Origin of the sequence: Sphingomonas sp. KC8 (genome assembly GCF_002151445.1) — a bacterium.
Lineage (GTDB): Bacteria > Pseudomonadota > Alphaproteobacteria > Sphingomonadales > Sphingomonadaceae > Sphingomonas_E.
The window spans coordinates 421,284-434,850 of the sequence record NZ_CP016306.1 but is presented as its reverse complement, the minus strand read 5'-3'; the positions used below and the strand labels follow the sequence as shown (position 1 = coordinate 434,850).

Below are 13,567 nucleotides of genomic sequence, written 5' to 3'. Positions count from 1 at the left end.
ACCAAAGGGGAGATCAAGACGATGACCAAATTGACGGTCGAAGACAAAATAGCGGTTGCCGAGCTGATCGCACGGTTCGCCCATTATTCGGATTATGCCGACTGGGCCGGGCTTGAGAGCCTGTACCTGCCCGAAATCGTCACGGAACTGGAAGGCTTTTCGATAAAATATGAAGGCATTCCCGCGCAGATCAAGCATGCGCAGGATTCCGACGCACAGACCAGCGGCAAGAACCGCCACTATAATTTCAACCTATTCGTCGAAGAAGCCGACGGCGCCGCCGTTGCGCACTATAGCTTCGTGAACGCGAATGCCGGCGCAACACCGCTCACCGCCCAGATCGTGACCAGCGGCCGCATGCGCGACACGCTCATCAAGACCGGCACGGGATGGAAAATCTCCCATCGGCTGGTTCGCTTCGATCAAAATTTCGAGCTCGATTTTTAGGTGCGCGCCCGAGCGGTGCGCGGGATGGCCCGCGCAATGCTCGGGCTGACGGCGGGACCAGCAGGCAGCCACCCGCCCGAATTGACAACAAACGATGGAATATGATCATATAAGATTATTTATTGTTACATTCTGATCATCACGGCATAGTTCAACCTTGGATTCGCCAAACCTCCGGCCGCAGACGCGGCAAAAGAAGCGGTGGCGGGCCATCAACGAAGGGGAGAGGTTCGAATGAATTTCCGAAAGCAACATGCTTTTATGGCAGCACTTTGTGCGAGTTCGTCGATACTGGCCGGCACTGCCGCCGCGCAGACGGCGCCGCAACCGGCCGCCGGTGAAATCAACGAGATTGTCGTCACCGCAACGCGACGCGCACAGCTCCTGCAAGACGTGCCGATGAGCATTGACGTAGCCACCGGTGACAAGCTCGAAAAACTGAACATCTTCGACGCGAAAGACGTTCAGCAACTCGCCCCCAGCCTTGAACTGACCAACACCGCAGGACGCAACAACACCGCAACATTGCGTGGAATTGCATTCGACCCGGATCAGGGTACTTCGCCAGCGGTTGACCTCTACCTCAACGATATTCCGATCGATGCCCAGACCGCCTTCACCGCGATCTACGATATTGAACAGATCGAAGTGCTCCGCGGGCCGCAAGGCTCCCTGCGTGGACGCACGTCACCAGCAGGTGCGATCACCATCCGCACACGACGCCCCGACCTCGATGACGTCGATGGCTATATCCAGGCGACGGCCACCGATGATGCCGCGTACAACGTCCAGGGCGGCGTTTCCGTGCCGCTCATCCCCGGCAAGCTTGCGCTGCGCGTCGCAGCGCTCGTCGATGGCAACCGCCTCAACCAGGTCTATAATGTCAATCGCGATCAGCGATCGCGCAGCCGCACGGAAAGCGCGCGTGTGTCGCTCGCCTGGCAGCCTGTCGAAACGGTCAATATAGGCCTTACTTATCAGTATCTGCACGCCGACAATCGCCAGAACCAGCAGGTCTTCGGTCCGGGCAATGCCCCGGCGCAGTTTGATCCAACCTTGAGCGGACCACCGGCGGCGATAGGCGACTATATCGCTGTCGCCGAAGGCATTCGCCGCTATCAGAACAATTCCCACTTCGTGAACCTGGCCCTGGATTGGGATCTTGGCCCTGCCACGCTGTTCTTTTCCGGCGCGCACCAATATTCGGTGCTGAACCAGGATGGCGATCAGGATTCCGCCAATCAGGTGCCGAATTATGTAAACGTTCAGTCGGTCCGTACACCTTATAAGGTCAATACGGCGGAACTTCGCCTTGTATCGAACGACGGCGATTTCTGGAACTGGTCGGTCGGCGCCTTTTACTCCAAGCAAACCGGTGACGTAACCGTCACACAGAGGGCCGACCAGTTTTTCGGGAATTTCAACACGGCTTTTGGCCTGTTCCTGCCGATCAATGTCGATACGCTGGTCCCGGTCTATCTGCGCACCTATTCCTTCGCTGCCAGCAGCAGTTTTCAGTTTACGGATAAACTGAAGGTCGAGGTCGCCGCACGATACGGCAACAACAAGAGCATCCAGAAAGGGCTTATCGGCGTATCTTCACCGGGCTTCCCAGGATTTCCGGCCTTTATGATCCCCCCCATTCCGGGCTTCGCCTCCGTCTCGGATGCCGTGCCAGCCAATCTGGCCGAAACCACCAGCCACCCGCTGACGGGCGGCGTTACCGTGACTTATGAAATATCGCCGGATGCCACCGCTTATTTTGCCTATGGCCGTTCATTCCGGTCAGGCACGGCCGGTGTCAGCGTCCCGGTCAATATCACCGATGATTTGATCAAAACCAAATCTGAACGTTCGGACGCGTTCGAGGTCGGCCTCAAGACATCCTTTCTCGATCGACGCCTGTCTCTTAACATCTCTGCATTTTACCAGAAATTTGACGGATACATCTCTCGTTTTCTGGGAATCAATTATGATTTCGGCGCAAGAAATGTCTTTGGCGTTCCTGCGGGCGCACCAGATGGCACCATCGATGGATCTTTCGATTTCAACTATAATGGCGATGCCACTGTAAAAGGCATCGAAGCGACAATCGCTGGTCGCCCGGTCGATAATTGGGATTTCTCAGTCAGCGCGTCGTACATCAAGGCGCGCTATGACAATGCCGTGCTGCCCTGCAACGATTTCAATGGCGACGGCAAGCCGGATTCCACCGGAACCGCGGCCATCACGGGGCCAGGCAATATCAGCTATTGCGCCAGCAACGATCGGCTTTCCAACCTGCCGGACTTCAGCCTGACCGCCAATTCCGAATTGCGCTTCGCCATGGGCGATTTGCAGCCGTTCATTCGCGGACTGTTCACCTATCGGCCGAGCGTATTTTCGTCGACATCGGCGTTCGATTATAAAAGCCGCGAACTGCTCAATCTGTATGTCGGGTTGCGCGGCTCCGAAGCACGCTGGGAAATCAATGTCTTCGCAAAGAACGTCCTGAACCAGAAGCGGATCACCAGCATTTCACAGGGCAATGCCCTGCAACCAACAGCCGGCGCGGCCTATGATTCCGGCTATCGCCTGATCAGCGCCACCAATCCGCGGGAATTTGGGGTGACGACAAGCTTCAAATTCTAACACACCGCAAGTCCGTCAACGCGCATGGGTGCGCAGATGGGCCTGCACATGATTTGGGCGGCGTTTTACCAAAAGCGCCGCCCAAATCATAAATGCCCCCCTGCCCGGCCCGCGAACAACCGCTTGTGGATGCGATAATCGGTTCCGCGCTCCGCAGCTTTAGTTACGCCATTGACCACGACGCCCAAATAATTGCACTTCTCGTTGCAATTACACCGCACCCAGATGCGGCCTGAACCATCGGAGGGAGTGCCCATATGAAAGCCTATCGCTACGATTCATCCAAAACCCTGGATGGAGCGCATGGGGCGGCGATCGGCCTGTCGCTGGTGGAGGCCGAAACGCCCCGTCCCGGATCGGGTCAGGTGCTCATGCGGGTCAAGGCGAACTCACTCAATTTCGTCGATCTGATCTCCCTCAGTGGTGCATTTCCTGTCGATGGCCTGGTGCCGCTGCTCGACGGCGCCGGTGTCGTCGAAGCTGTCGGGGAAGGCGTGACCAGATGGCGCGCGGGTGATCGCGTCGTCGCCAACCCGAACCTCCATTGGCTCGCCGGCGAACCGGCCCACGACACGTCCGGCGCCGTATTGGGCATCACGACGAACGGGATGCTCGCAGAAACCGTGATCATGCCGGAAGGCAGCCTGGTCGCGCTGCCGGAAACGATCAGCTTCGAAGCCGGCGCCAGCCTGCCGTGCGCCGGCCTCAGCGCGTGGAACAGCCTGATGGGCGGCCCCACCCGTCGCGGCGTGGTTCCCGGCGATACCATCCTCACGCTCGGCACGGGCGGGGTATCGCTCTTCGCGGTACAATTTGCGCGGGCGATGGGATGCCGCGTCATCGCCACCACGTCATCGTCCGATAAGGCAGCCCGCCTGAAGGCGCTCGGCGCCGACGTCGTCATCAACTATCGCGAAACCCCCGAATGGGGCGCTGCGGTCCTCGATGCAACGCAGGGCTTAGGCGTCGATCTGGTTGTCGAGGTCGGCGGCCCCAACACCTTGCCCCAGTCCATCCAGGCAGCGAAGGTCGGTGGCCGCATTGCCCTGATCGGTATTGTCGGCGGGATGGGATCGCTCGATTACGCCCACATGCTTCCGATCGGCCACAAGATCTTGACCGTCTTCGCCAATGGCATGGGCAGCCGCCGTGACCTCGAAGCGATGATGCGGTTCGTCGAAATCGCAGGCATTGCGCCCGTGATCGATTCCACCTTCGGCTTTGCAAAGGCTGAAGACGCCTTTCGCCACTATGCCAGCCGTCAGCACATCGGGAAGGTCGTCATCGCGCAAGCGGCAAGCAATGCAGCAAGGTGAAGGCCCCGGCTAAGGCGGCTCCGATCATCCCCACCCGTTTCGCGCCACCGGGCACCGATGTTCGGCTGGAGGCGAGCGCAAAACGAAAACGCCTGTTTCAACGACCTCGCTCATAATCCGATCGTCGATTTGGCCACTGAAATGACCTTGCAGTCGATCTGTGGCATTGGCCCTTTGTGACGCGCGAGGCGGAATGACATGGGGCCTTCGCTATGCCCCAGCGTTTCGAGCCAGCGTACCCCGGGCAAATTCGGATTGGTTGCGGCCAGGGCAAGCCGGACGCGGCCATCCTTGCCGGGAGGATTGAGAAAACTGCTGGCAAAGACGGTATTGCCAAACCGCCATTCGAAGGATTCCATCCAGAAATTCATCGGGACGATGCTCCAATAGGTGCCTTCTGGCGGTACGAAATCGATCAGGAGCGCTTCTTCTGGTTTCAGCCGCCAGTAACCCGAAAGATAGCGATGCCCTGCTGGGGTGTAGATGTCGCCAGTATCGTCAAAGCCGGTGAACCGGTTCAATTTCCCGTCGCGATCCCGCAGAACCCATTTCGCCCATGTACGAACATTCCAAAGGGCGAAATCCGCTGCTTCCGCGATAGCCTTGCTCATATGATCGGATGTGAGTGTGGGCAGCACCGGGTTCCCACTTGTTCGCCGGATAGTGAGGGGGCGGGGCCGGTCCTTCCACGGATCGCGCAGATACCGCCGCACCAGCAGCGAACTCGCATCATCCGCCATCGGCAGTTGGTTCGGGCCGTCGGCAGATTTGCTCAGGCGAACGGTTGTCCGCCGTCAGCACCAATGGCACAGATTTGAGGTTGTGATTTGAGGAGGATCTGGGCTTCGTCGCAGTGACGAAGGAACGCAGATGAAGCCCAGATCCTCCCATTCAAAATTGTCGTCGAAGGCCCCTGCGGAGCAGGTGGTGAAGAGCATCCGGCGGCAGACCCGTCGGCACTTCTCGGCTGAGGACAAGATCCGGATCGTGCTGGATGGCCTGCGCGGCGAGGACAGCATTGCCGAGCTGTGCCGCAAGGAAGGGATCGCCCAGAGCCTGTACTACACCTGGTCGAAGGAGTTCATGGAAGCCGGCAAGCGACGCCTGGCCGGCGACACCGCTCGTGCTGCGACCACCGGCGAGGTGCAGGATCTGCGCCGCGAAGCCCGGGCCCTGAAGGAATGCGTGGCCGACCTGACGCTCGAGAACCGGCTGCTCAAAAAAAGCATGATCGCGGATGGGGAAGGCGAAGAATGAGGTATCCCGCATCCGAGAAGCTCGAGATCATCAGGATCGTCGAACAGTCGCACCTGCCGGCCAAGCGCACGCTGGACCAGCTCGGCATTCCCCGCCGGACGTTCTATCGTTGGTATGATCGCTACCTTGAAGGTGGGCCGGAAGCGTTGGAAGATCGGCCATCGGTGCCGATCCGGGTGTGGAACCGCATCCCGGCCAAGATCTACGACCAGATCATCGAGCTGGCGCTGGAACAGTCCGAGCTGAGCCCCCGGGAGCTGGCCGTGCGCTTCACCGACGAGCAGCGCTACTTCGTATCGGAAGCCACGGTTTACCGGCTGCTCAAGGCCCACGACCTGATCACCAGCCCGGCTTACGTTGTGATCAAGGCGGCCGACCAGTTCCACACGAAGACCACCCGCCCGAACGAGATGTGGCAGACCGACTTCACCTACTTCAAGATTATCGGGTGGGGTTGGATGTACCTGTCGACCGTGCTCGACGACTTCTCGCGCTATATCATCGCCTGGAAGCTGTGCACCAACATGCGGGCCGAGGACGTGACCGACACGCTGGACCTCGCCCTGGCAGCTTCCGGCTGCGACAGCGCCACGGTGCTGCACAAGCCCCGGCTGCTCAGCGACAATGGCCCCAGCTACATCGCCGGTGAGCTGGCCGAATACATCGAAGTCCGGAAGATGAGCCACGTACGCGGAGCCCCGTGTCATCCCCAGACCCAGGGCAAAATCGAGCGCTGGCACCAGACCCTGAAGAACCGCATCCTGCTGGAAAACTACTTCCTGCCTGGCGACCTCGAGGCCCAGATCGAGGCCTTCGTCGAGCACTACAACCACCAGCGTTACCATGAGAGCCTGGCCAACGTGACGCCCGCCGACGCCTACTTCGGCAGGGCGCCGGCCATCATCAAGCAGCGCGAAAGGCTCAAGCGACAGACCATCGAACATCGGCGCTTGCAGCACCGCAAGCTCGCCGCCTAACATCAATCCCCAGACGAGGCCCGCACTCCGCTAATCTACGCCGCGATCTGCGCCAAATGTTCTGACGACGGACACCGAGATCGCCGCGCAGGACTGGAGCCTCAACCCCGGCCGCTATGTCGGCGTCGCGCCGGGCGAGCAGGTGGAGGACGAGGACTTCCGCGAGCGGCTCGAAGCCTTGCAGGAGGAACTGGAAGGGCTGAACGCTGAGGCAGCGCGATTGCAGGATGTGATCGCGGCGAATGTGGCCGAGGTGCTGGCATGACCTCGGACATATACTCCATCGAAAACATCATTGAGGTTCAGCGCCGACGTCACAAATTCAAGACCAACGAATATCAGGCTAGCGGTTCGATCCCGATTATAGACCAAAGCACCGACTTTATCGCAGGTTTCACCGATGAAGTGGATCGCGCCTACGATGGCGAGCTTCCAGTCATCATTTTCGGCGATCATACCTGCTGCCTTAAGTTCGTTGATTTTCGTTTCGCAGTTGGTGCGGACGGAACCCAGCTTTTGCGTCCGGTCAAAGGCATAGATGCGCGCTATCTCTACTACGCACTGCACGCCGTGGAACTGAAACAGTTTGGCTATCAACGGCATTTTAAGCTGCTCAAGGACTGTGAGGTTCGGGTTCCTCCTCTCGAAACCCAGCGCCGCGTCGCGTCCATTCTTGGGGCGTATGACGATCTGATCGAGGTCAACCGGCGGCGGATCGCGGTGCTGGAGGAGATGGCGCGGGGGCTGTTCGAGGAATGGTTCGTCCGCTTCCGTTTCCCCGGCCATGAAGCGGTGCCAATCCACGATACACCCGAAGGCTCGCTGCCGGAGGGGTGGACGTGGGGAGCATTGGGCGATCTGCTCCGCCTACCCTATGGCAAGGCGCTCAAAGCGGACGCAAGGCGTCCGGGAGATGTAGCCGTTATTGGCTCAAGTGGCGTGGTAGGTTCCCATGTGGAAGCCTTGGTCGCCGGGCCGGGCATAGTTGTCGGCCGCAAAGGCAATGTCGGTTCGGTAATTTGGTCGGCGACAGACTTCTGGCCGATCGACACGACCTATTACGTCGATACGCGACTGCCGCTCCTGTATGTCTATCAACTGCTACAACGGGTGCCGTTCGAGAACAGCCATGCAGCGGTCCCCGGCCTCAACCGAGACTATGCTCTGGCAAGGGCTGTAATGATCGCCCCAGATGCTCTGGTGCAAAAATACGGGGCGTTCGCGGAACCGCTGATGGATCAGGTAAAGACGTTGGAACACTCCAATAGGAACCTCGCCGCCTCCCGCGACCTCCTCCTGCCGCGCCTGATTTCCGGCCAGCTTTCCGTCGTTGAGACAGAACGCGAACTGGAAGAGGCAGCATAATGGGGCTGATAACCGCAGATCACGCCGAATGGGCCGTCGTAGACCGGATGCGGCAGATGATCGAAGTACCCCAAGGCGATTATCTTGCGACGCAAACATACGCCTTGTTCACGTCAGTCCTATGCTGGGTTCTTCAGCACCTGAGAATACCGGAGCCACAGCGCCTGACGGCCAAGGACAAAGCCGCGCATGAACTGCTCACGCAACTTCAAGGCTGCGATGCCAGGCATGCGCCATGGTCCGTTCCGACAGCGCCAGTTGAGCGCATAGAGCGAACCGGCTCGAGCAGCATCCGCGTGCCCGCCACCCACGGCTTCGAAGGTCAGACGATTGAGCAGGTATTGATAAATCTTCGAAATGCCGTTGCGCATGGCGATGCGCGGAACGTGAAGCCGTTCAACTCCGGCCCGACGCTTGTTGGGTTCACTTTCGACTGCTCCGACAGAATGGGCTGGATCGGGCAAATGACATTGCTTCGTTCTGACATGCGCCGCGTTGGGACTGAGCTTGCCACAAGATATCGCGATGCAATCCTGCGGTCTGGGAAGGAGATGTACGGCCCCCATTTCCCTGCAGAAGGCGAAACGATGGGCGAGTGGGCATCTGAAGATGTTGTATCGACCGCCCGGAGTGGCCAGCAGGTGCCCAACTAATGGCCATCTCACTGACCGGTATCGTCGCATCAGAGGATGGCATTGTCGAAAAGCCAGCCCTCGCCCTGTTGCGGGGACTGGGCTGGCAGCATGTCGATCTGCATGGCGAGCAGCCGGGGACTGCGAACCCCACCGGGCGCACCAGCTTTCAACAAGCGTATTTCCCTGCGCATCTGAAGGCGGCGCTGCACAGGCTGAACCCGGCCCTGCCAGCCGAAGCCCTTGCCCAAGCCGAAACGGAACTGACCCGCGACCGTTCGGCCATGCTGCCGGTCGCCGCCAATCGCGAAGTGCTGTCGCTGATCCGCAATGGCGTTCCGGTTCAGGTGCGGCGAGATGACGGCAAATTTGACGATCTGCTGGTGCGGGTGATCGACTGGCGGGACATAACCGCCAATCACTTCCTTGTCGCCAGTCAGGTCTGGATCGCCGGGGTTCTGCATCGGCGTCGGCCCGACACCATCGGCTTCGTCAACGGGTTGCCGCTGCTGCTGGCGGAATGGAAAGGCCCCGCCTGTCCGCTGGCGGACGCCTACGACAACAACCTGCGTGATTACCGCGACACCATCGGGCACCTGTTCCCGGCCAATGGCTTCGTGATCCTGTCGAACGGGCTGGAGGCGGTGATGGGCGCGGCCCATGCCCCCTACGAAGTGTTCGCGCCGTGGAAGCGGTTGGAGGAGGACGGGCCGGACGATCCCGGCCTTGAAACCCTACTGCGCGCCACCTGCGAACCTGCCCGCTTCCTCGATCTGATCGAGAGTTTCGTGCTGTTCGACGAGGCACGCGGGGGCCTGCGCAAGATCGTCGGCAAATATCATCAGGTGCTGGGCGTCAACCGCGCCATCGAGGCCGTCCGCCATATCGAGAGCAATCAGGGGCGGCTGGGCGTGTTCTGGCACACGCAAGGGTCCGGCAAGAGCCTGTCGATGGTGATGTTCGCGGAAAAGGTGCTGCGGCGGCTGGGCGGGAATTACACCTTCGTTATCGTTACCGACCGCACTGAATTGGACGACCAGATTGCCGGGCAATTCGCATCGGCGGGCGCGCTCACCAAAGATATTCATCAGGCGCAGGCGGGCAGCCGCGCCCATCTGAAAGAATTGCTGGCGGGCAATGAACGCTATGTGTTCAGCCTGATCCAGAAGTTCAGCACGGCGGACAGAGAACCCATGCCGGTGCTGTCCGAACGATCCGACATTATCGTGATGACCGACGAGGCGCACCGCAGCCAGTATGACCAGCTTGCCGCCAATATGCGGGCGGCGCTGCCCAATGCGTCGTTCATCGGCTTTACCGGCACCCCGCTGATACAGGGCGAGGAAAGCCGCACCCGCGAGGTGTTCGGCGATTACGTCTCCGTCTATGATTTCGCCCAGTCCGTGAGGGATGGCGCGACCGTCCCCCTGTTCTACGAGGCGAGAAAGCCGGAGTTGCAGCTTCATTCCGACGAGTTTCGGGAGGAGATGGACGCGCTGCTGGACGAGGCGATGCTGGACGAGGAGCAGGAAAAGAAGCTCAGCCAGCAATTCGGGCGGCAATACACCCTCATCACTTCGCCCGACCGGCTGGACAAAGTGGCCGAGGACGTGGCGCTGCACTTCGCCATGCGGGGCTATCGCGGCAAGGCGATGTTCGTCGCCATCGACAAGGCAACCGCCGTCGCCATGCACGACAGGGTCAAGGCCGCAGTCGCCCGGCTGATCGCACAGGACGAGGAACGGCTGAAGACCGCCCATGAAGCAGAGGGCGCGGCCATCGCCGAACGGCTGATGTGGCTGCGCGAACTCGATATGGCGGTGGTGGTCAGCCAGAGCCAGAACGAGATCGACGACCTTCGCAAGAAGGGCCTCGACATCCTGCCGCACCGCGAACGGATGCAGCGAGAGGATTTGGAGGCAAAGTTCAAAGACCCCGATGATCCGCTGCGGCTGGTGTTCGTCTGCGCCATGTGGATCACCGGCTTCGACGTGCCCACCATCGGCACCGTCTATCTCGACAAGCCGATGAAAAACCACACGCTGATGCAGACCATTGCCCGCGCCAACCGCCGGGCCGAGGGCAAGACATCGGGCGTGATCGTCGATTATGTCGGCGTGTTTCAGAACCTCCAGAAGGCGCTCGCCATCTATGCGGGCGGCGGGGGCGAGGAAACGCCGATCAAGGACAAGGAGGCGCTTGTCGCCACCCTTGAAGATGCGCTGGGATCGGCACGGGCGTTCGTCCAGCCACTGGGCATCGACCCGGACGCCATCATAGCGGTGCGCAATTTTGACCGGCTGCGGCTCATCAATCAGGCCGTGGAAATGCTGATCGCGCCCGATGAGCGCCGCCGCGAGTTCCTGCGCCTGACCGCCGCCGTGACCAAGGCTTACAAGGCACTGCTGCCGGATGAGCGGGCCGCGCCTTATCTGAGGCCGGTTGCGGTGTTCCACACCCTGTCCGACGCGGTGAAGGCCAAACTGGGGCCGGTCGATATATCCGCCATCTCCGCCCGCATCGCCGAACTGCTCGACGAAAAGCTGGAAGGCGTCGCGATCCTGACGCCCATCGTTGAGGGCGACACCGCCAAGGGGCGCGTGGACCTCTCCGGCATCGACTTTGACAAGCTGGCCGATCTTTTCGCCGCCAGCCCGAAAGTCACCGCCGAAAAGCTGCGCGATGAGGCAGAGGACAAGGCCCGGAAAATGGCCGAGGCCAATCCCACCCGGCAACATCTGGTGGAGCGGCTGGAAAAGCTGGTTGCCGATTACAACGCCGGTTCGGTCGATGCCGAACAATTCTTCGAGGCGCTGAAGGCGTTCATCGGGGAAATGGACGAGGAGGAGCAGCGCGCTGCCCGCGAGGAACTGACCGAAGAGGAACTGGCAATCTTCGATCTGCTGACGAACCCGGAACCCAAACTCACCAAGGCGGAGGAGCAGGACGTCAAGCGGGTGGCTCGGTCCCTGCTGGAGAAGTTACGCGACCTGACCGGCGCGATAGACTGGGTTCGCGGACAGGAAACGCGGGGCGCGGTCTGGACAGAGATCAGGCAGCGCCTCAACGAACTGCCGGAAAATCCCTATCCGCAAGCATTGTGGGACAGCAAGGTGGAACAGGTCTGGGATTTCGTATTGCGGCGGTACACTTGATCCTGAAAATACATAATAAGTAGTTGAAAATAATGTATTAATTGGCAATCCTGACTTAGGATGACCCTTGTTTGGCAAGGTTCATCATCGTGATTAACGTTCTTTCCCTTGGGCACTCCAATATCGGCTGGGACGAATTCAGCTACGCTCTCGATCAATTCGACGTCGGCTGTGTCATCGACGTGCGATCATCGCCCCGGTCACGCTGGGCACATTTCTGCAAACCGCAACTGCGGGTCCGGCTGAACCGGGGCGGCATCGCCTACATCCATTTGGGCGATGCTCTGGGCGGGGTGCCGGTGAGTGGCCCCACCGATTACGCGGCGCGGCGCGGAACCGCTGCCTTCACTACCGCAATTGAAACCGTTCTGGGCATCGCTGCCCGATGCACGCCTGCTCTCCTGTGCGCGGAACGCGACCCGCTGCAATGTCATCGCTTCTCTCTGATCGCCCGTCACCTCCACGGTCTACCCGATGTCAGGGTCGCGCACATTCGTCACGACGGCACGCTGGAGAGCCATGAAGAGGCCGAAGCCCGCCTGATGACCCTACACAAGCTAACCGCCGATCTGCTGACCCAGCATGATGAACGTCTGGAGGAAGCCTACGCCCGGCAGGAGCGCAAATTGGGCTGAAAACCGCGATGCTTAGACCCCCTTTTTCTGCACAGCGGATTTTGCATATCCAACTGAAATAAGAGGATAAATCGCGATATGGAAAAACAAATAATTGTACGAAATGGCGGTGATGCGAGTTATGCAATTAATTGCAACTCTGGCAATCCGAGGGATCGGCGCCCCCAACCCGCAGGGCTGATCTCAGAGCCTCTCCAACGCTTCATAACCTCTTCCCTATCCGCTGGCACCCAGCGCGGCTACGCGGCCGACCTAGCCCATTTCCGGGCATCCGGCAGGAATATCCCCTGTCCACCATACGTCTTGGCGGAGTATCTGGCCGATCTGGCCGAAACCCATGCCGTCGCCACGATCCAGCGTCGGCTCGCCGCAATTGCGAAAGCACATCGCGCTCTTGGCCATGACGATCCCTGTCGGGCCGAAATCGTGAAATCGACGATGAGCGGGATCAGACGGACCAAGGGCACGGCGCAGCGCGAAGCGCGAGCGTTGCAGCGCGACGACCTGTTCTCGGTGCTGGAGAGGATGGGTGATCGCACGATTGATCTACGCGACCGTGCGTTGCTGTTGATCGGGTTCGCCGGAGCGTTCCGCCGATCCGAACTCGTCGGGTTCGATTGTAGCGATGTTGAGCATGGTGGACGGGGCATCGTGCTGCATCTGCGCCGGTCCAAAACTGACCAAACCGGGCAAGGCCGCAAGATCGCTATCCCGCATGGTCGAACCCGCTGGTGTCCAGTGCGGCACCTCGCTGACTGGTTGGCCCATGCCGAGATCGAGGAGGGGCCGTTATTCCGCAGCATCGACCGGCATGGGAATATCGCCCCGGATCGCCTGTCTGGCGAAGCCGTTTCCACGATCGTGAAAAAGCGGGTAGAAGCAGCGGGCTTCGATCCAGTGACATTCTCCGGCCACTCCCTGCGCGCCGGACTTGCTACCAGCGCCGCTATGGCCGGAGCCTCGTCATGGAAAATCCGCCAACAGACCGGCCACAAGAGCGACGCCATGCTGGCTCGCTACATTCGGGACGGCGACATGTTCACCGGCAACGCCGCTGGTGCGGTATTGTGAACGCGCCAGTCGCACCCATGTTTCCAACGTTAAGATCACTTGTCGTCAATCAATCCTTCGTCATATTGCATGCTCAATTGG

General features: G+C 60.0%; 11 protein-coding genes. 10 read left to right on the top strand and 1 reads right to left on the bottom strand.

The features are described 5' to 3' along the window. The first annotated feature begins 21 nt into the window (after positions 1–21). The 3 genes from KC8_RS02160 to KC8_RS02150 all read left to right on the top strand — a co-directional run bounded on the left by KC8_RS02160 (position 22) and on the right by KC8_RS02150 (position 4,394). A complete protein-coding gene (locus KC8_RS02160; RefSeq protein ID WP_010123555.1) occupies positions 22–447 on the top strand; it encodes a nuclear transport factor 2 family protein in 426 nt (141 codons plus the stop codon). A gap of 261 nt (positions 448–708) precedes the next feature. Continuing rightward, positions 709–3,078: a TonB-dependent receptor gene (locus tag KC8_RS02155; protein WP_010123556.1), complete on the top strand. Its 2,370-nt coding sequence runs from the start codon at positions 709–711 to the stop codon at positions 3,076–3,078. 257 nt (positions 3,079–3,335) lie between these two features. Next, positions 3,336–4,394 carry a zinc-dependent alcohol dehydrogenase family protein gene (locus tag KC8_RS02150; protein WP_010123558.1) on the top strand — a complete coding sequence of 353 codons (1,059 nt, stop codon included), beginning with the start codon at positions 3,336–3,338 and terminating at the stop codon, positions 4,392–4,394. A 110-nt stretch (positions 4,395–4,504) separates the two neighbouring features. Here the strand turns inward: KC8_RS02150 and KC8_RS02145 are convergent, their stop codons facing one another. Beyond that, positions 4,505–5,134, bottom strand: coding sequence for a hypothetical protein (locus tag KC8_RS02145; RefSeq protein WP_086495511.1), 630 nt, complete (start codon positions 5,132–5,134; stop codon positions 4,505–4,507). A 130-nt stretch (positions 5,135–5,264) separates the two neighbouring features. Here KC8_RS02145 and KC8_RS02140 point away from each other — a divergent pair. From KC8_RS02140 to KC8_RS02110, 7 genes are all read left to right on the top strand, one after another. Beyond that, a protein-coding gene (locus KC8_RS02140) for an IS3 family transposase (protein WP_374952959.1) occupies positions 5,265–6,628 on the top strand; the annotation gives its coding sequence in 2 pieces (ribosomal slippage) (positions 5,265–5,612 and positions 5,615–6,628; 1,362 coding nt in all). Positions 6,629–6,770: 142 nt separating this feature from the next. Next, the gene (locus KC8_RS20480; protein ID WP_257789635.1) at positions 6,771–6,893 is read left to right on the top strand and encodes a hypothetical protein; all 123 of its coding nucleotides are present in this window, start codon (positions 6,771–6,773) and stop codon (positions 6,891–6,893) included. Next, positions 6,890–7,993 carry a restriction endonuclease subunit S gene (locus KC8_RS02130; RefSeq protein ID WP_010124537.1) on the top strand — a complete coding sequence of 368 codons (1,104 nt, stop codon included), beginning with the start codon at positions 6,890–6,892 and terminating at the stop codon, positions 7,991–7,993. Before KC8_RS20480 ends, KC8_RS02130 begins: the two co-directional genes overlap by 4 nt. Beyond that, positions 7,993–8,646, top strand: coding sequence for a hypothetical protein (locus tag KC8_RS02125; protein ID WP_010124538.1), 654 nt, complete (start codon positions 7,993–7,995; stop codon positions 8,644–8,646). The genes KC8_RS02130 and KC8_RS02125 overlap by 1 nt, the downstream gene beginning before the upstream one ends. Beyond that, complete coding sequence (locus KC8_RS02120) at positions 8,646–11,780, top strand: type I restriction endonuclease subunit R (protein WP_010124539.1); 3,135 nt, start codon at positions 8,646–8,648, stop codon at positions 11,778–11,780. Before KC8_RS02125 ends, KC8_RS02120 begins: the two co-directional genes overlap by 1 nt. Before the next feature lie 71 nt (positions 11,781–11,851). Next, entirely contained in the window at positions 11,852–12,415 is a 564-nt protein-coding gene (locus KC8_RS02115) for a DUF488 domain-containing protein (RefSeq protein WP_010124540.1), read from the top strand. A 303-nt stretch (positions 12,416–12,718) separates the two neighbouring features. Continuing rightward, a complete protein-coding gene (locus KC8_RS02110; RefSeq protein ID WP_010124543.1) occupies positions 12,719–13,486 on the top strand; it encodes a site-specific integrase in 768 nt (255 codons plus the stop codon). The last annotated feature ends 81 nt before the right edge of the window (positions 13,487–13,567 follow it).